Origin of the sequence: Pseudomonas sp. MWU13-2100 (assembly GCF_023242365.1) — a bacterium.
Classification (GTDB): Bacteria; Pseudomonadota; Gammaproteobacteria; order Pseudomonadales; family Pseudomonadaceae; genus Aquipseudomonas.
In genome coordinates this window covers 208,622-227,210 of record NZ_JALLIX010000003.1, presented here as the reverse complement: position 1 = coordinate 227,210, position 18,589 = coordinate 208,622, and the positions used below count along the sequence as shown (strand labels likewise).

Annotated in this window: 15 protein-coding genes; 11 read left to right on the top strand and 4 right to left on the bottom strand. The window is 62.0% G+C overall.

The window, feature by feature from the left end:
* The first annotated feature begins 1 nt into the window (after nt 1).
* The 7 genes from ispG (at nt 2) to M5B99_RS03975 (ending at nt 8,050) form a co-directional block, all read left to right on the top strand.
* On the top strand, nt 2-1,111 hold the full coding sequence (gene ispG, locus M5B99_RS04005; RefSeq protein WP_248797102.1) for a flavodoxin-dependent (E)-4-hydroxy-3-methylbut-2-enyl-diphosphate synthase: 1,110 nt from the start codon (nt 2-4) through the stop codon (nt 1,109-1,111).
* A 22-nt stretch (nt 1,112-1,133) separates the two neighbouring features.
* Nucleotides 1,134-2,423: a histidine--tRNA ligase gene (hisS, locus tag M5B99_RS04000; RefSeq protein WP_248802752.1), complete on the top strand. Its 1,290-nt coding sequence runs from the start codon at nt 1,134-1,136 to the stop codon at nt 2,421-2,423.
* A 40-nt stretch (nt 2,424-2,463) separates the two neighbouring features.
* Nucleotides 2,464-3,105, top strand: a complete 642-nt coding sequence (locus M5B99_RS03995; protein ID WP_248802751.1) for a tetratricopeptide repeat protein — start codon at nt 2,464-2,466, stop codon at nt 3,103-3,105.
* Entirely contained in the window at nt 3,098-4,249 is a 1,152-nt protein-coding gene (gene bamB, locus M5B99_RS03990; RefSeq protein ID WP_248802750.1) for an outer membrane protein assembly factor BamB, read from the top strand. Before M5B99_RS03995 ends, bamB begins: the two co-directional genes overlap by 8 nt.
* A 281-nt stretch (nt 4,250-4,530) precedes the next feature.
* Complete coding sequence (der, locus tag M5B99_RS03985) at nt 4,531-6,006, top strand: ribosome biogenesis GTPase Der (RefSeq protein WP_248802749.1); 1,476 nt, start codon at nt 4,531-4,533, stop codon at nt 6,004-6,006.
* 113 nt (nt 6,007-6,119) lie between these two features.
* Nucleotides 6,120-7,268, top strand: a complete 1,149-nt coding sequence (locus M5B99_RS03980) for a pyridoxal phosphate-dependent aminotransferase (RefSeq protein ID WP_248802748.1) — start codon at nt 6,120-6,122, stop codon at nt 7,266-7,268.
* On the top strand, nt 7,256-8,050 hold the full coding sequence (locus tag M5B99_RS03975; protein WP_248802747.1) for an amidohydrolase: 795 nt from the start codon (nt 7,256-7,258) through the stop codon (nt 8,048-8,050). Before M5B99_RS03980 ends, M5B99_RS03975 begins: the two co-directional genes overlap by 13 nt.
* A gap of 177 nt (nt 8,051-8,227) precedes the next feature.
* Here M5B99_RS03975 and leuA read toward each other — a convergent pair whose 3' ends face one another.
* The 4 genes from leuA to M5B99_RS03955 all read right to left on the bottom strand — a co-directional run bounded on the left by leuA (nt 8,228) and on the right by M5B99_RS03955 (nt 13,848).
* Nucleotides 8,228-9,910 carry a 2-isopropylmalate synthase gene (gene leuA / locus M5B99_RS03970; RefSeq protein ID WP_248802746.1) on the bottom strand — a complete coding sequence of 561 codons (1,683 nt, stop codon included), beginning with the start codon at nt 9,908-9,910 and terminating at the stop codon, nt 8,228-8,230.
* Nucleotides 9,911-10,422: 512 nt separating this feature from the next.
* Nucleotides 10,423-11,244: a peptidoglycan DD-metalloendopeptidase family protein gene (locus M5B99_RS03965; protein ID WP_248802745.1), complete on the bottom strand. Its 822-nt coding sequence runs from the start codon at nt 11,242-11,244 to the stop codon at nt 10,423-10,425.
* Between the two features lie 18 nt (nt 11,245-11,262).
* A complete protein-coding gene (gene xseA / locus M5B99_RS03960; RefSeq protein ID WP_248802744.1) occupies nt 11,263-12,642 on the bottom strand; it encodes an exodeoxyribonuclease VII large subunit in 1,380 nt (459 codons plus the stop codon).
* Nucleotides 12,643-12,948: 306 nt separating this feature from the next.
* Entirely contained in the window at nt 12,949-13,848 is a 900-nt protein-coding gene (locus M5B99_RS03955) for a LysR family transcriptional regulator (protein WP_248802743.1), read from the bottom strand.
* Between the two features lie 100 nt (nt 13,849-13,948).
* On the opposite strand from M5B99_RS03955, the gene M5B99_RS03950 reads away from it, so the two are divergent.
* The 4 genes from M5B99_RS03950 (at nt 13,949) to guaA (ending at nt 18,554) form a co-directional block, all read left to right on the top strand.
* Nucleotides 13,949-14,716 carry a sulfite exporter TauE/SafE family protein gene (locus M5B99_RS03950; RefSeq protein WP_248802742.1) on the top strand — a complete coding sequence of 256 codons (768 nt, stop codon included), beginning with the start codon at nt 13,949-13,951 and terminating at the stop codon, nt 14,714-14,716.
* A gap of 54 nt (nt 14,717-14,770) precedes the next feature.
* Complete coding sequence (locus tag M5B99_RS03945) at nt 14,771-15,319, top strand: sugar ABC transporter ATPase (RefSeq protein ID WP_248802741.1); 549 nt, start codon at nt 14,771-14,773, stop codon at nt 15,317-15,319.
* Nucleotides 15,320-15,401: 82 nt separating this feature from the next.
* The gene (gene guaB, locus M5B99_RS03940) at nt 15,402-16,871 is read left to right on the top strand and encodes an IMP dehydrogenase (protein ID WP_248802740.1); all 1,470 of its coding nucleotides are present in this window, start codon (nt 15,402-15,404) and stop codon (nt 16,869-16,871) included.
* Nucleotides 16,872-16,976: 105 nt separating this feature from the next.
* A complete protein-coding gene (gene guaA, locus M5B99_RS03935) occupies nt 16,977-18,554 on the top strand; it encodes a glutamine-hydrolyzing GMP synthase (RefSeq protein WP_248802739.1) in 1,578 nt (525 codons plus the stop codon).
* Nucleotides 18,555-18,589: the final 35 nt, after the last annotated feature.

The following is an 18,589-nucleotide window of genomic DNA, read 5'->3' as shown; positions in this document are numbered from 1 at the left end:
CATGCACGGCCAATCTCCCATCAAGCGTCGCGAGTCCCGTAAAATCTGGGTCGGCTCGGTACCCGTAGGCGGCGATGCGCCGATCGCGGTGCAGAGCATGACCAACAGCGACACCAATGACGTCGCGGCCACCGTGGCGCAGATCAACCGCCTGGAAGCCGCGGGCGTCGATATCGTGCGCATTTCCGTGCCGGACATGGACGCCGCCGAGGCCTTCGGTCGGATCAAGCAATTGGTCAAGGTGCCGCTGGTCGCCGATATCCACTTCGACTACCGAATTGCCCTGCGCGTGGCCGAGCTGGGTGTCGACTGCCTGCGCATCAACCCGGGCAATATCGGTCGCGAAGACCGCGTGCGCGCGGTGGTCGACGCCGCCCGTGATCGCGGGATTCCGATCCGTATCGGCGTCAACGCCGGTTCCCTGGAAAAAGACCTGCAGAAAAAGTACGGCGAACCTACGCCGGAAGCGCTGGTGGAGTCCGCCCTGCGCCATGTCGAGCACCTGGAACGCCTGAATTTCCAGGACTTCAAGGTCAGCGTAAAGGCTTCTGATGTGTTCATGGCGGTAGCCGCCTACCGCCTGCTGGCCAAGGAAATCGTCCAACCGCTGCACCTGGGGATCACCGAAGCCGGTGGTTTGCGTTCAGGCACGGTGAAATCCGCCGTCGGCCTCGGTATGCTGCTGGCCGAAGGGATTGGCGATACTATCCGCATCTCCCTGGCGGCCGACCCGGTCGAGGAAGTGAAAGTCGGCTACGACATCCTCAAGTCCCTGCATCTGCGCTCCCGTGGCATCAACTTCATCGCTTGCCCGAGCTGCTCGCGGCAGAACTTCGATGTGGTCAAGACCATGAACGAGCTGGAAGGGCGCCTGGAAGACCTGCTGGTGCCGCTGGATGTGGCGGTGATCGGGTGCGTGGTCAACGGACCGGGTGAGGCCAAAGAGGCCCATATCGGCCTGACCGGTGGGACGCCGAACCTGATCTACATCGACGGCAAGCCGGCACAGAAACTGACGAATGACAATCTGGTGGATGAGCTCGAAAGGTTGATCCGGCAGAAGGCGGCCGAAAAGGTCGAAGCCGACGCGGCGCTGATCGCCCGCGGCTGATCGAAGAATTTAAGGATATTTTGTGAGCAAGTCTTTGCAAGCCATTCGTGGCATGAACGACATCCTGCCCGAGCAGACGCCCCTGTGGCGCTATTTCGAGAGTACCGTGGCGCGCCTGCTGGATAACTACGGTTACAAGCAGATCCGCATGCCGATTGTCGAGTTCACCGAGCTGTTCAAGCGCTCCATCGGTGAAGTGACCGACATCGTCGAAAAAGAGATGTACACCTTCGAGGACCGCAACGGCGACTCCCTGACCCTGCGTCCGGAGGGCACCGCGGCCTGCGTGCGCGCAGTGCTGGAACACGGCATCACCGGTGGCGGCCAGCCGCAGAAGCTCTGGTACATTGGCCCGATGTTCCGCCACGAGCGTCCGCAGAAAGGCCGTTATCGCCAGTTCCACCAGATCGGCTGTGAAGTCTTCAATATCGACGGCCCGGACATCGACGCCGAGCTGATCGTGCTGACCTGGCGCCTGTGGGGCCTGCTGGGCATCCGCAACGCGGTCAAGCTCGAACTCAACAGCCTGGGCACCAGCGAGTCCCGTGGACGCTATCGCGAGGCTCTGGTGGAGTTCCTCAGCGCGCGCCTCGAGCTGTTGGACGAAGACAGCCAGCGTCGCCTGAAGACCAACCCGCTGCGGGTGCTCGACACCAAGAACCCGGAAACCCAGGCCGTGCTGGTGGATGCGCCGAAACTCGCCGACTACCTCGACGAGGAATCGCGCGTGCACTTCGACGGCCTCAAGGCCCGTCTCGATGCCGCCGGTATCCCCTACGTGATCAATCCCAAGCTGGTGCGCGGGCTGGATTACTACAGCAAGACCGTTTTCGAATGGGTCACCGACCAGTTGGGCGCCCAGGGCACGGTGTGTGCCGGTGGTCGCTACGATGGCCTGGTGGAGCAGATGGGCGGCAAGCCGACTCCGGGCGTGGGGTTTGCCATGGGCATCGAGCGGCTGATCCTGCTGCTGGAAACCCTGGAGCAGGTCCCGGAAGAAATCGCCCGTCAGGTCGACGTTTACCTGTGCGCCTTCGGCGAGGCCGCGGAGCTCGCGGCCCTGGCCCTGAGCGAGAAGGTCCGCGACCAGCTGCCGAACCTGCGTCTGCAGGTCAACGCCGGTGCCGGCAGCTTCAAGAGCCAGTTCAAGAAAGCTGACAAAAGTGGTGCGCTGTACGCCTTGATTCTCGGCGACGACGAGTTGGCTCAGCAAGTGGTAGGTTTCAAACCCCTGCGTGGCCAGGGCGAGCAACAAAGCATTGCCTGGGAGGCTCTTTCCGAGCACTTGGCCACCTGCGTCGTGCAGGGTTGAAGCTGTAAAACAGCCGATTTAGAGAATAAGGAGTATTGGGGTGTCGAGTACCGAAGATGATCACTTGGCGGAGTTGAAGGACTGGTGGCAGCGTAACGGCAAACCCCTGGTGACTGGCGGCTTGCTGGCCCTGGTAGTGGTGTTCGGCTGGCAGGCCTGGCACAAATATCAGAGCAATCAGGCGCAAGGCGCCTCGCTGCTCTACCAGCAACTGTTGGAAGCCACGCTGACGCCGGACGGCAAGCCCGATCCTGGACGCGTGGCGGACCTGGCCAACAAGCTCAATACCGACTTTGCCGGCAGCGCCTATGCGCAGTACGGCAGCCTGTTCGTAGCGAAAGTCGCGGTCGATACCGGTAAACTGGACGACGCTGCTCGTGAGCTGAAAGCCATTACCGACAAGCCGGCCAACATCACCCTGGGTGAAGTCGCGCGTCAGCGCCTGGCCCAGGTGCTGGCGGCACAGAACAAGGTCGACGAGGCACTGAAACTGCTCGAAGGCGATGCTGACAAGGCGTTCCTGGCCAGTCGCGAAGAACTCAAGGGGGACCTGTTGGTTCAACTGGGGCGGACCGATGAAGCCCATGCCGCGTACCAAAAGGCCAAGGCTGCGCTGTCTGATGAAGCAGCGGTCGGTGGCTTACAAATCAAGCTGGACGACCTGGCCAAAGGGGATGCGTGACGTGATCCGTTGGAAACATGCAGCATTGCTGGCTCTGGCCATTCTGGCCGCGGGTTGCAGCAGCAACAGCAAGAAAGAACTGCCACCGGCCGAACTGACCTCCTTCAAGGAAGAAGTGGTTCTGCACAAAGAGTGGAGCCGCTCCATCGGTGACGGCCAGGGCAAGATCTACAACATGCTCGTGCCGGCGATTGACGGCGATACCATCTACGCGGCCGATGACACTGGCGTCGTGATCGCGATGGATCGCATGAACGGCGACGTGAAGTGGAAGAAGGACCTGGAGCTGCCGGTTTCCGGCGCGATCGGCGTCGGCTACGGCCTGGTGCTGATGGGCACCCTCAAGGGTGAAGTGATTGCCCTGGATGCCAGCAGCGGTGAACAGAAATGGCGCGCCCAGGTGACCAGCGAAGTGCTGGCCCCGCCGGCCACCAACGGTGACGTGGTGGTTGTGCAGACCCAGGACGATCGCGTGATCGGCCTCGATGCCGACACCGGCCACCAGCGCTGGTTGTACGACAGCACCCCGGCGGTTTTGACCCTGCGTGGCACCGGTGCGCCGCTCGTGACCAACCACCTGGCGGTGGCGGGTCTGTCCACTGGTAAAGTGGTCGCCCTGGATACCCAGAACGGCGTGCCGGCGTGGGAAACCCGCGTGGCCATCCCGCAAGGGCGTTCGGAACTGGAGCGCGTGGTCGACATCGACGGCGGCCTGCTGTTGTCCGGCGGCAGCCTGTATGTCACCAGCTACCAGGGCCGCATGGCGGCACTGGACCTGGAAAGCGGTCGGGTGCTCTGGCAGCGTGATGCTTCCAGCTACTCGGGTGTGGCCCAGGGTTTTGGCAGTGTCTATGTCGCCTTGGCGTCCGGCACGGTTGAAGGTGTTGACGAACGCTCCACCACGGCGATCTGGAGCAATGACGCCCTGGCTCGTCGCCAGCTGACGGCACCGGAAGTGTTCTCCAGCTACGTTGCGGTCGGCGACTTCGAAGGCTACCTGCACCTGCTCAGCCAGGTGGACGGGCGCTTCGTCGGTCGCGAGCGCATCGACAGCGACGGCCTGCGTGCACGTCCGCTGGTGATGGGGGACATGATTTACGTGTATGGCAACAGTGGCAAACTGGAAGCCCTGACCATCAAGTAGTTTTTAGTTCCTGAAGTCGCCGAACGAAGATCAGGCAAGGCGAAGATCGGTGAGCAAGCGGAGTTGACGTTCGTCAATGAGCATTGCGAACTGATCTTCAACGCAGCATGATCGAGCGCAGGCACTTCAGGGGCAAAAAAACAGGTTTGACTATGCTTGGGGGTACCCCCAAGCGGCCTTGCCCCGGCAAGGTTTGCGGCACCTCCCGGTGCTGCCCCGAGCACCAGCCGCTGCCTTGCAGCGGCTTTTGTATTTTCTGAAATAACGAAGTGGAGAGCCGCATGGTTCCCGTAATCGCCCTGGTGGGCCGACCGAACGTCGGCAAGTCCACCCTGTTCAACCGCCTGACCAGGACTCGCGACGCCATTGTCGGCGACCTGTCCGGTCTGACCCGTGATCGCCAGTACGGTGAGGCAAAGTGGCAGGGGCGCACCTATATCCTGATCGACACCGGCGGTATTTCCGGTGACGAGCATGGCATGGACGAAAAGATGGCCGAGCAGTCGCTGCTGGCCATTGAAGAAGCCGATGTCGTGCTGTTCCTGGTGGATGCCAAAGCCGGTTTCACCGCCGCTGACCAGATGATCGGCGAGCACCTGCGCAAACGTAACAAGCGTTCCTACGTGGTGGCGAACAAGGTCGACAACATCGACCCGGATATGGCCCGCGCCGAATTCAGCCCGATGGGTCTGGGCGACGCAATCCCGATCGCCGGTGCCCACGGTCGCGGTATCACCCAGATGCTGGAAATCGCCCTCAGCGACTTCCCGAAAGACGACGAAGACGAGCCGGAAGACGGTGAGATCGAAGACGTTGCCGAAGGTGAAGAAGCCAAGCGCATTCCCGGCCCGAGCGAAAAGGATGGCATCAAGATCGCCATCATCGGTCGTCCGAACGTCGGCAAATCGACCCTGGTCAACCGTATGCTCGGTGAAGACCGGGTCATCGTCTATGACGAGCCCGGCACCACCCGCGACAGTATCTACATCCCGTTCGAGCGTAATGACGAGAAGTACACGCTGATCGACACCGCCGGTGTCCGTAAACGCGGCAAGATCCACGAGGAAGTCGAAAAGTTCTCCGTGGTGAAAACCTTGCAGGCGATCAAGGACGCCAACGTCGTGATCTTCGTCATGGACGCCCGCGAAGGGGTGGTCGACCACGACCTCAACCTGCTCGGATTTGCCCTGGAGTCCGGTCGTGCGCTGGTGATCGCCCTGAATAAATGGGACGGCATGACCTCGGGCGAGCGTGATTTCGTGAAGATCGAGCTGGAGCGCCGGTTGTTTTTCGTCGACTTCGCCGATATCCACTTTATCTCGGCCTTGCACGGCACTGGAGTGGGTAACCTGTACCAGTCGGTACAGAACTCCTTCAAGTCGGCGGTGACCCGCTGGCCGACCAGTCGCCTGACCCAGATCCTCGAAGACGCGGTGACCGAGCATGCGCCACCGATGGTCAACAGCCGTCGTATCAAGCTGCGCTACGCGCACTTGGGCGGGGCCAACCCGCCGCTGATCGTTATCCACGGCAACCAGGTGGAGAAGGTGCCGAAGTCTTATGTCCGCTACCTGGAAAACACCTACCGCCGTGTTCTGAAATTGGTGGGGACGCCGATCCGCATCGAGTTCAAGGGCGGCGAGAACCCGTTTGAAGGCAAGAAGACCGCGCTGACCGACCGCCAGGTCAACAAGAAGCGCCGGATGATGTCGCACCACAAGCAGGCCGATAAAAAGCGTCGCGACAAGAAACGCTGATGCAGGTCAGGAAAACGGGCGCTTCGGCGCCCTTTTTCATGCCTGGCGTTTACGTTATCCTCGAACCCTCCCGTGCCCCGTAGAGCCGGATGTTCAGCAGGGAAAACGTCCCCATGATCAGCAGTAAGTTGCCGAATGTCGGCACCACCATCTTTACCCGTATGTCTGCGCTGGCGGTGGAAACCGGCGCGCTGAACCTGTCCCAGGGCTTCCCGGACTTCGAGGGCCCGCAGGCCCTGCGCGATGCTGTTGGCCGGCATGTGAACAACGGCCACAACCAGTACGCGCCCATGACCGGGCTGCCGGCGCTGCGTCAGCAGGTGGCGACGAAGATCTCCCGCAGCTACGGTGTGCATGTCAACGTCGACGCCGAGATCACCATCACCCCCGGCGCAACCCAGGCGATCTTCTGCGCGATCCAGGCGGTCATTCACCCCGGCGATGAAGTGATCGTCTTTGACCCCTGCTACGACAGCTACGAACCTTCAGTGGAACTGGCGGGTGGGCGTTGCGTGCATGTGCAGCTCGGCTTGGAAGACTTCTCCATCGACTGGCAGAAGCTCACCGATGCGCTGAGCCCGCGCACCCGCATGATCATCCTCAACAGCCCGCACAACCCCAGCGGTGCGCTGATCAGCGATGCCGAGCTGGATCAGTTGGCGAAATTGATCGCCGACCGCGATATCTATCTGGTCAGCGACGAAGTTTACGAGCACCTGGTGTTCGATGGCGTGCCCCATGCCAGTGTCCTGGCCCATGAGGCGCTGTATCAGCGTGCCTTTGTGGTCAGCTCGTTCGGCAAGACCTACCACGTCACCGGCTGGAAAACCGGTTATGTGGTAGCGCCGCCGGCCCTTACCGCCGAACTGCGCAAGGTCCACCAGTACGTCAGCTTCTGCGGCGTGACGCCATTGCAGTATGCCTTGGCCGATTTCATGGCGATGCGTCCGGAACATGTCGAGGAGCTGCCGGCGTTCTATCAGGAGAAGCGCGACCTGTTCTGCGACCTGCTTGGCGGGTCGCGGTTCAGTTTCAAACGGGCGGCGGGCACCTACTTCCAGCTGGTCGACTACTCGCAGATCCGTCCGGACCTGAACGACGTTGATATGGCGGTGTGGATGACCCGCGAACATGGCGTGGCGAGCATTCCGGTGTCGGTGTTCTACCAGAACCCACCGCCAGGGCAGCGACTGGTGCGCCTGTGTTTTGCCAAGCGCGAGGAGACGCTGCGTGCCGCGGCGGAAAAACTATGCATGATTTGACTGGCTTGCCGGACCTTAAGGTCGCGCTGGTGCAGACTACCTTGGCCTGGCATGACCGCCAGGCCAATCTGGAGCACTTTGACGTGCTGCTGGAGCAGGCCGTCGGGGCTGACCTGGTGATCCTGCCGGAGATGTTCACCACCGGCTTTTCCATGGAGTCGCAGACCCTGGCCGAAGCCGAAAACGGCCCGACCAGCCACTGGTTGCGCGAGCAGGCGAAAAAGCTCGATGCGGTGATCACCGGCAGCGTGATAGTCCGCGCCGCCGATGGCAGTCATCGCAACCGTCTGTTGTGGGCGCGGCCGGATGGTGAGGTGCTGTACTACGACAAGCGCCACCTGTTCCGCATGGCCGGCGAGCATAACCACTACACCCCGGGCGAGCGCCAGATGCAGTTCGAGGTCAAGGGTTGGCGGGTGCGCCCGTTGATCTGCTACGACCTGCGTTTCCCGGTGTGGAGCCGCGATGCCCAGGACACCGACCTGCTGCTGTACACCGCCAACTGGCCGGGGGCGCGACGGTTGCACTGGAACCGCTTGTTGCCGGCGCGGGCGATTGAAAACCTGTGTTATGTGGCAGCGGTGAATCGGATCGGCATTGATGGCAAGGGATTCGCCTATACCGGCGATAGCCAGGTGCTGGACTTCCAGGGCGAGTCGCTGCTGGGCGCGGGGGAGGCCGATGGTGTGTTCCAGGTCACTTTGAGCGCGGCGGAGCTGGCGGCCTACCGGACGCGGTTTCCGGCCTACCTGGATGCCGACAGCTTCGAGTTGCATCAGTAACACCGCGTTATCGTTCATCGCCAGCAAGCCGGCGCCCACAAAGTGCCTGCCAACCCCGCGGATTCGCGTGCGCCGCAACTCCCCTGTGGGAGCCGGCTTGCCGGCGATGACGTACTCAAACGCACAAAAAAGGCCCCGGGGTTCACACCTCCGGGGCCTTTTCAGTTCAGCCGACGCTTACGCCGCCTTGCTGGTATCCAGCTGGCTCAGCGAGCGGTTCAGCGCACTGAACAGCGCCTTGAAGCTGGCAGTGGTGATGTTTTCATCGATCCCCACGCCGTGCACCGCACGTTCGCCGTTGACCCGCAGCTCGATATAGGCCGCAGCCTTGGCATTGGTCCCGGCACCGATGGCGTGCTCATTGTAGTCCATGATTTCCACCGGTACTGGCAGGCCGGCCACCAGGGCTTCCAGGGCCCCGTTACCCTTGCCGCGCCAGTGCAGGTTGGTCTCGCCCTGGCCCTTGCCGGAGACTTCCACTTCCACGGCGCTGTTGCCGTTTTCTTCCTGCAGGCGATGGCTGACCAGCGCATACGGGGTGTTGGCTTGCAGGTACTCGCTGTGCAGCAGGGCATGAATCTGTTGCGCGGTCATTTCCAGACCGAGGCGGTCGGTTTCCCGCTGCACCACCTGGCTGAACTCGATCTGCATGCGACGCGGCAGGCTGATGCCGTATTCCTGCTCCAGCAGGTAGGCGATACCACCCTTGCCCGACTGGCTGTTGACGCGGATCACCGCCTCGTAGCTGCGACCGATATCGGCCGGGTCGATCGGCAGGTATGGCACTTCCCACAGGGCGTCGGCCTGCTGCTGGGCGAAGCCCTTGCGGATCGCATCCTGGTGGGAGCCGGAGAAGGCGGTGTGCACCAGGTCGCCGACATACGGGTGACGTGGATGCACCGGAAGCTGGTTGCACTCCTCGACCACCTTGCGCACGCCGTCGATATCGGAGAAGTCCAGCTGTGGGTCGAGACCCTGGGTGTACATGTTCAGGGCCACGGTGACCAGATCGACGTTACCGGTACGCTCGCCGTTGCCGAACAGGCAGCCTTCGACGCGGTCGGCGCCGGCCATCAGGCCCAGTTCGGTGGCGGCCACGCCGGTGCCACGGTCGTTGTGGGTGTGCAGGCTGATGATCACGCTGTCACGACGGTTGATATGGCGGCCGAACCACTCGATCTGGTCAGCGTAGATGTTCGGGGTGGCGCACTCGACCGTGGCGGGCAGGTTGAGGATCACCTTGTGCTCGGGCGTCGGGTTCCAGACCTCGATCACCGCGTCGCAGACTTCCTTGGCGAACTCCAGCTCAGTGGCGCTGAAGGTCTCCGGGGAATACTCGAACTGCCACTGGGTTTCCGGCTGCTGGGCGGCGTATTTGACGAACAGCTTGGCGGCGTTGACCGCAATGGCCTTGATCCCGTCCTTGTCCTGGTTGAAGACAATGCGGCGGAAGGACGGCGAGGTGGCGTTGTACAGGTGGACGATGGCTTTTTTCGCCCCGCGCAGTGATTCGAAGGTGCGCGCGATCAAGTCTTCACGGCCCTGGGTCAGCACCTGGATGGTGGTGTCCGCGGGGATGTGGTTGTCTTCGATCAGGGTCCGCACGAAGTCGAAGTCGGTTTGCGAAGCGGCCGGGAAGGAGGCTTCGATTTCCTTCACGCCGACGCTGACCAGGGTTTTCCAGAAGCGCAGTTTTTTCACCGCGTCCATCGGCTCGATCAGCGACTGGTTGCCGTCGCGCAGGTCGGAGCTGCACCAGATCGGCGCGCTGGTGATGGTTTTCGAAGGCCAGGTGCGGTCCGGGAGGTCGATGGTCGGGAACGCACGGTATTTCGAAGACGGGTCTTTGAGCATGCTCATGGGAAAATTCCTTGGGGTCAGGGCCGAAAAAAGGCGGCCGGCCGGTGAAGCGTTATCAGGGAGAAAACCGGGGGCGAGGTCCTGCGATTCAGCCTGGCAGTCGTGCGCTGACGAGGCAGAGGCTGCGGTGTTGACGTCGCTGAATGAGGGTGTGAGATGTTTTCATGTCTTCAACCCTAACCACTGGGGTGAAAGATGGCAAGCCTGTGGGAAAAATTGAGAGGAATACTCGGAAAATTGATTTTTTCGAGATTTTATTCTGATGGATCGACTGAAAGTCTAGAACAATTGCGCACTATTTTGGACCGGCGCAATTTTTCCCGAAGCTGGCTACGGCATCTCGGCCGCTGGGCTCGACGCTATCTTGTGTTGAAATACGACCCTTTAGATACCGGCTTGCTGGCGATGGCGCCCGCAGGATCGCCGCAAGACTTGATGGCCTCATCGCCGCCAAGCCGGCTCCTGCAGGAGCCGTATCGGGAGTCAGGGTCAAGACGGGTGTGCGCCAGGGCTCAAGGCTGGAACGCGCCGATAAAGATCGCCGGATCGACCCGCGCGTCATTCAGGCTGACGTTCCAGTGCATATGTGGCCCGGTCGCCCGTCCGGTGGCGCCGACCTTGCCCACCACCGCGCCGCGGGCCAGGGACTGGCCCACCTGTACGTCGATCTTCGACATATGGCAGAACATGCTGATAAAGCCCTGGCCGTGGTCGACGAACACGGTATTGCCATTGAAGAAGTAATTGCCGATCAGAATCACCTTGCCTGCCGCCGGGGTCTTGATCGGCGTACCCGCCGGCACCGCGAAGTCGAGCCCGGCGTGGGGATTGCGCTCTTCGCCATTGAAAAACCGGCGCACGCCGAAGCGGCTCGACAGTGGCCCGTTGACCGGCTTGTCCAGCAGCAGGTTGCTCGGCGTACCGGGACTGAAGCTGCGATAGGCGCGAATCTGCACCGCCAGTTCTTCATCGATGCGCTTGAGGTCGGCCGGGTTCGGGTTGACCTGCCGGGTGTTCTTCAAGGTGATGTGCTGTTCCGGATACTTCTTGTTGCCGACGCTGAAACTCAGGTTGCGCCCCGCCGAACTGATCTGCTGGTTACCGGGCTTCACGGTCAGGGGAATGCCGACAATCGCCAGCCAGTTGTTCTGTTCCTTGACCACCAGCACCGGCTTGCCCTGATAGCTGGCCTTGGGCGCCTGGGCGTTCGGGCCGAGATCGACCACGGCCACGCCGCCGGGCACCGGCTTGTTCAACTGGCGGGTGAGATAGCTGTCGGCGTGGGCGTTGACGGCGAGGCCCAGCAACAGCAGGGCAGCAAGAAAACGGGGCATGCTTGGATACCTTGAAAATCAGTCCAGTAAAGAAAGGGTGACGGGCGTCAGGTGATTGTCCTCGACCCGTACCTGCAGTTCCCCTTCGCCGAGTTTGGCCTTCAGGCGTTGGCCGGTGTGGGTCTGCCCGGCGCTGCGGATGGCCTGGCCGCGCTCGTCCAGCAGGATGCTGTAGCCACGCCCCAGGGTGGCCAGCGGACTGACCGCATGCAGTGTCTGCATCTGGCTTTGCAGTTGCAGGCGCCGGGCTTTCAGGCCTTCGCGAATGGCCCGGGGCAGGCGTTCGGCGAGGCTGTCCAGGCGTTGGCGCAACAGCGCCAGCTGACGTCCCGGGTGTTGCCCGGCGAGGCGGGTTTCCAGGCGGATCAGTTTTTCCCGGCGGCTATTGAGCTGGCGGTCGAAGGCCCGACGCATGCGCATGTCCAGGTCATCCAGGCGCTGGGCCTGCTGGCGCAGGCGCTCACCCGGGTGGCGCAGGCGTCGGGCCAGGCCGTCGAGGCGCAGGCGGTCGCGCATCAGGCGGTCGCGGATACGCATCACCAGACGCCGCTGCAAGCTCTCGACCCGGCGTTGCAGGTCGCTTGTGTCCGGGGCCAGCAGTTCGGCGGCGGCGGACGGGGTCGGCGCGCGGACGTCGGCGACAAAGTCGCTGATGGACACATCGGTTTCATGGCCGATGGCACTGACGATGGGCGTGACACAGGCGTCCACCGCCCGGGCCACGGCTTCTTCGTTGAAGCACCAGAGGTCTTCCAGCGAGCCGCCGCCACGGGCCAGGATCAGTGCGTCGAAGCCCTTGGCATCGGCCAACTTCAGCGCCCGGACGATCTGCGTGATGGCTTCGCGGCCCTGCACGGCGGTGGGGATCAGCGTCAGCTCGACCTGCGGTGCGCGGCGGCGGAACACGCTGATGATGTCGCGGATCACCGCGCCGGTAGGCGAACTGATAATGCCGATGCGCTGCGGATGGGCGGGGAGGGGGACCTTGCGCTCGGCGCTGAACAGGCCTTCGGCGCTGAGTTTTTCCTTCAGCGCATCGAAAGCCAGGCGCAGGGCGCCATCACCGGCGGGCTCCACGGTGTCGAGAATCAGTTGGTAGTCGCCACGGCCTTCGAACAGCGAGACCTTGCCACGGACCTTGACCGCCAGGCCGTCTTTCAGTGCCTGGCGCACCCGGGCGGCGTTGTGCCGGAACAGTGCGCAACGCACCTGGGCGCCGCTGTCCTTGAGGGTGAAATAGATATGGCCGGACGCCGGGCGGGCGAGGTTGGAGATTTCGCCTTCGACCCAGATATTGCTGAACACGTCTTCGAGCAACACCCGCGCGCGGCCGTTGAGCTGGCTGACAGTGAGGACTTCGCGGTCGAGGCCCAGGCGTGAAAAGGGATCTTTAATCATGGGCGGCATGATAAAGGCATTCGACTGGCAATCTCTAGGTTATGTCGTCGAACGCAGATTTTGTGAGCAGCCCGAATCTATTGTGGGAGCAGAGCTTGCTCGCGAAGGCGGCTGTGAGGGCGCTAAAAGCTTCGCGGGCAAGCTCCGCTCCCACATAAGCTCCGCTCCCACACAAGCTCCACTCCCACATAAGCTCCGTTCCCACATAAGCTCCGCTTCCACACAAGTTCCACTCCCACACAAGCTCCGCTTCCACACAAGTTCCACTCCCACATAAGCCCTGTTCCTACAGGTTTCGCGGTGTTTTCAGGGGCGCAACAGGTCTTCGCTGAAGCGTTCGACAAACTGCGCCACCAGTGGCGTCGGGTCCTGGCGGCAAGCCAGGGCCAGGGTGCTCTGGCAATCCGGATCCTTGAGCGGCAGGAAATGGATGTTCGTCGGGGCGATGTCCCGCATCGACTCGGGCAGCAGGGCGATGCCGAACCCCGCCTGGATCAACTGCAACTGGGTGGTCTTGCGCGACACCACCCGCGCCGCTTGAGGAAAGAAACCCTGGCGCATGCACAACTCGGCCGAGAGATAACTCAAGCCACCACGCTGCGGATGTGGAATGGAAATAAAGGCTTCGTCCTTCAATCCCGCCAGGTCGATGCCTGCGCTCGAACCCGCCAACGGATGATTCGGCGGCACCGCCAGCAACAGGCGCTCGCTGAACAGCGGCAGGATCTGCACCCCCTCGCGCTGGCGCAATACCGGTAGGCGCAACAGGCCGATATCCAGCCGTCCCTCGGCCAGTTCTTCAAGCTGGGCTTCGGAGGACAACTTGACGATATCCATCGATGCCCCCGGACTCTGCTCCAGAAAGTGACTGATCGCCCGCAGCAATCGACCGCTCATCGGCACCGTGCTGGAGTGGCTCAGGCGCAAGGTGCCCAGTTGCCCTTTGCCCACCTGGGTCGCCAACTCGCTGGCCTTGGTCAGTTCGCTCAGCAGATTCCTTGCCCGCGGATAGAAAGCTTCACCGGCCGCGGTCAGTCTCGGCTGGCGCGCCGTACGTTCGAACAAGGGCGTCTGCAAATGGTTTTCCAGTTCCTTGATTTGCCGGCTCAAGGCCGACTGCGCGATAAACAGGCGTTCGGCTGCCGCGCTGAAACTGCCGGATTCGGCGATCTCGACGAAGTAGCGCAGTTGGCGGGTGGAAATCACGAGTCATGCCTTTTTGAGATGGGTGGTGGGCTCTGAATATATTAGTCGCAAGGCTCGGCACTGGCTAAAGTCAATCGAACCCATTGTGGAAGTGTTCTTCATGAGTCTTGTCGCACTGTTGGACCAGTGGCCGTTCAGTGCCACCGATTGGCTGGTGGTGGAGCTGGGCGTGGCCCTGGCCTATATCGTCTTCGGTGTGGCCGGTTTTGGCACGGCGCTGGTGGCGGGGCCGATCCTGATCCTGTTCATGCCGCTGTCGAAAATCGTTCCTTTGCTGGTGCTGCTGGATTTCATCGCGGCCTTTGGCAATTTGCTGCCGTCGCGCAAGGATGTCGCCAAGCCTGAGTTGCTGCGGTTGCTGCCGTGCATGGCAGTGGGTTGCACCCTGGGGGTGATCTTCCTGTTGAATCTCAAGTCCGACATGCTGCTGCTGCTGATGGGCTTGTTCATCAGCGCCTATGCGGTCTATGGCTTGTTGGTCAAGGCGCGACCGACACAGCTGGCGGCGGGTTGGGCCGTGCCCATGGGCACGGTGGGCGGGATGTTCGGTGCGCTGTTTGGCAGCGGCGGCTTTCTTTATGCGATCTACCTTAATAGTCGCTTACCCAAGGACGCGGCCCGGGCCACCCAAAGCGCCCTGATCAGTTGCAGTACGGTGGTGCGTTTGTCGCTGTTCGTGATCGCCGGGGTGTATGCTGAATTGCCCCTGCTGGCGTTGGCGCTCTGCCTGCTGCCGGCGATGCTGCTGGGCTCGTTGATCGGCCGGCGTTTGATCCGCCGGCTGTCGCGCGAAGCCTTTGTGCGGCTGGTGACCTGGTTGGTGCTGGCCAGCGGGATTGCCCTGATCAGCCGTTATTTCAGTACTTGACCTCGGGGTTTCAGGGATTAAGCTGCCGGGTCGCAAACGCTCCAGGCAGTACCCATGAATTCGCAAAGCATCATCGTTCCGAAGATTTCCACCCTGCCGGTCCACGAACCCCGGGCCCGGGCCGTTGTGCGCTGGCTGGTGCGCAAGAACATCATCGAGGAGCAACTGAGCACCTGCGGGCGCACCGGCAATCGCATGGCCCATGCCATTGCCCCGGGCGCCGCCAGCGTGGTCCTGCACCCCGAAGCGCTGCCGTTCCATGAGCCGATCAACGGCCTGGAGATCGTCACCAAGCGCTGCATCTATACCCCGGCCAAGGGTTTTCTCGAAGAAGCAGGCTGCGCCGAGTGCCGCAAGGAAGTCGGCGAGGCGTTGTTCGACAGCCTCGAGGAGTGGATGCCGGGGCGTACCGAGAACTTCATCTGCCCGCTGTGCGGCCATGAAGACGATATCAACGGCTTTCTGTTCCTGCAGGAATGCGCTTTTTCCAACCTGGGCTTTATCTTCAACAACTGGGCCGAAGCCGGCTTCAAGCAGAGCTTTCTCGACGAGTTCGCCGACTGGCTGGACCAGCCAGTGGCCTGGGTAAAAGTGGAACTTTAAATAAGCCAAGGTTTACATTGAGCCCAGGGGGCCATCTGAGTATAATGGCGCGCTTCCATTTTCCCGCTCGGGAGCCCCCGCGATGCTGCGTATCAGCCAAGAAGCTCTGACCTTCGACGACATTCTCCTAGTGCCCGGTTATTCCGAGGTACTCCCTAACGAAGTCAGTCTCAAGACCCGCCTTACCCGTGGCATCGAGCTGAATATTCCGCTGGTTTCCGCCGCCATGGACACCGTGACCGAAGCCCGTCTGGCCATTGCCATGGCCCAGGAAGGCGGTATCGGTATCATCCACAAGAACATGACCATCGAGCAGCAAGCTGCCGAAGTGCGCAAGGTCAAGAAGTTCGAAGCCGGCGTGGTCAAGGACCCGATCACCATCGAGGCCGATGCCACGGTGCGTGAACTGCTCGAACTGACCCGCATGCACAACATCTCCGGTGTGCCGGTGCTGCACGACGGCGACCTGGTCGGCATCGTCACCTCCCGCGACGTGCGCTTCGAAACCCGCATGGATGTCCCGGTTCGTGAAGTGATGACGCCTAAAGAGCGCCTGGTCACGGTCCGCGAAGGCGCGAACAAGAACGAAGTCCGCGAGTTGCTGCACAAGCACCGTCTGGAAAAAGTCCTGATCGTCGACGACAAGTTTGCCCTCAAGGGCATGATGACCGTCAAGGACATCGAAAAATCCAAGGCTTACCCGCTGGCCAGCAAGGACGACCAGGGTCGTCTGCGTGTCGGCGCCGCGGTGGGTACCGGTAAAGATACCGCTGATCGCGTGGCGGCACTGGTCACCGCCGGTGTCGATGTGGTGGTGGTCGACACCGCCCACGGTCACTCCAAAGGGGTGATCGACCGCGTTCGCTGGGTCAAGCAGAACTTCCCGGAAGTGCAGGTGATCGGCGGCAACATTGCCACCGGCGCCGCCGCCAAGGCCCTGGCCGAAGCGGGCGCGGATGCGGTCAAGGTCGGTATCGGCCCGGGCTCGATCTGCACCACCCGGATCGTCGCCGGTGTCGGTGTGCCGCAAATCAGCGCCATCGCCAACGTCGCCGCGGCCCTTGAAGGCACCGGCGTACCTCTGATCGCCGACGGCGGCATCCGCTTCTCCGGTGACCTGTCCAAGGCCATCGTCGCCGGTGCTTCCTGCGTGATGATGGGCTCGATGTTCGCCGGTACCGAAGAGGCTCCGGGCGAGATCGAACTGTTCCAGGGTCGTTCCTACAAGGCCTACCGTGGCATGGGTTCGCTGGGGGCGATGTCGCAGTCCCAGGGTTCCTCCGACCGCTACTTCCAGGACTCCTCCGCGGGGGCCGAGAAGCTGGTACCGGAAGGTATCGAAGGGCGCGTACCCTACAAGGGCTCGCTGACCGCCATCGTCCATCAACTGATGGGCGGCCTGCGTTCCTCGATGGGTTACACCGGCAGCGCCAACATCGAAGAAATGCGCACCAAGCCTGAATTCGTGCGGATTACCGGTGCCGGCATGGCTGAATCTCACGTTCACGACGTGCAGATCACCAAGGAAGCTCCAAACTATCGCGTAGGTTGATAGTGATCGCCTCCTGGCCGAGCTCGGGAGGCGATTGACGAATTTGAACCGGGGCTGTTGATGACAGCCCCGTGTTGTTTCTGATTTCACAGACGAGAATGACTCATGGCCCTCGACATTCACGCCCACCGCATCCTGATCCTCGACTTCGGTTCCCAGTACACCCAGCTGATTGCCCGCCGCGTGCGTGAAATCGGCGTGTACTGCGAACTGCATCCGTTCGACATGGACGACGAAGCGATTCGCGAATTCGCTCCCAAAGGCGTCATCCTCGCCGGCGGTCCCGAGTCCGTGCACGAAGCCGACAGCCCGCGCTGCCCGCAAGCCGTGTTTGACCTGGGGGTTCCGGTCTTCGGTATCTGCTACGGCATGCAGACCATGGCCGAGCAGTTGGGCGGCAAGGTCGAAGGTTCCGAGTTGCGTGAATTCGGTTATGCCCGTGTCGATGTGGTCGGCAAGAGTCGTCTGCTGGACGGCATCGAAGACCACGTCGACGCCGATGGCCTGTTTGGCCTCGACGTCTGGATGAGCCACGGTGACAAGGTCACCCGGATGCCAAAGGACTTCCATATCCTGGCCAGCACCCCGAGCTGCCCGATTGCCGGCATGTTCAACGACGACCTGCGTTACTACGGCGTGCAGTTCCACCCGGAAGTAACACATACCAAGCAGGGCGGTCGCATTCTGTCGCGCTTCATCCTCGACATCTGCGGCTGCGAAGCGCTGTGGACGCCGTCGAAGATCGCTGAAGACGCCATCGCCAACATCCGTGCCCAGGTCGGCACCGACAACGTCCTGCTGGGCCTGTCCGGTGGCGTTGACTCCTCGGTGGTTGCGGCACTGCTGCACAAGGCCATCGGCGACCAACTGACCTGCGTCTTCGTCGACAACGGTCTGCTGCGCTTGCACGAAGGCGAGCAAGTGATGGCCATGTTCGCCGAGAACATGGGCGTCAAGGTGATCCGCGCCAACGCCGAGGATCAATTCCTGAACAACCTGGCCGGCGAGTCGGACCCTGAGAAGAAGCGCAAGATCATCGGTCGCACCTTTATCGACGTGTTCGATGCCGAGTCCTGCAAGCTGGACAACATCAAGTACCTGGCCCAGGGCACCATCTACCCGGACGTGATCGAGTCGGCTGGCGCGAAAAGCGGCAAGGCCCACGTGATCAAGTCCCACCATAACGTCGGTGGCTTGCCGGAAGAGATGAACCTCAAGCTGGTCGAGCCGCTGCGCGAACTGTTCAAGGACGAGGTTCGTCGCCTTGGCCTGGAGCTCGGCCTGCCCTACGACATGGTCTACCGTCACCCGTTCCCGGGCCCGGGCCTGGGTGTGCGGATCCTCGGTGAAGTGAAGAAGGAATACGCCGACCTGCTGCGTCGCGCCGACCATATCTTTATCGAAGAACTGCGCAAGGCCGACTGGTATCACAAGGTCAGCCAGGCGTTCGTGGTGTTCCAGCCGGTGAAATCGGTCGGTGTGGTCGGTGACGGCCGGCGTTACGCCTGGGTCGTGGCCCTGCGTGCGGTGGAAACCATCGACTTCATGACCGCCCGTTGGGCGCACCTGCCGTACGAGCTGCTGGAAACCGTCAGCGGCCGGATCATCAACGAGATCGAAGGCATCTCCCGCGTCACCTACGACGTGTCGAGCAAGCCGCCGGCGACGATCGAGTGGGAATGATGGCTTCATCCTCGCGTCAGCGGGGTGAAGAATAG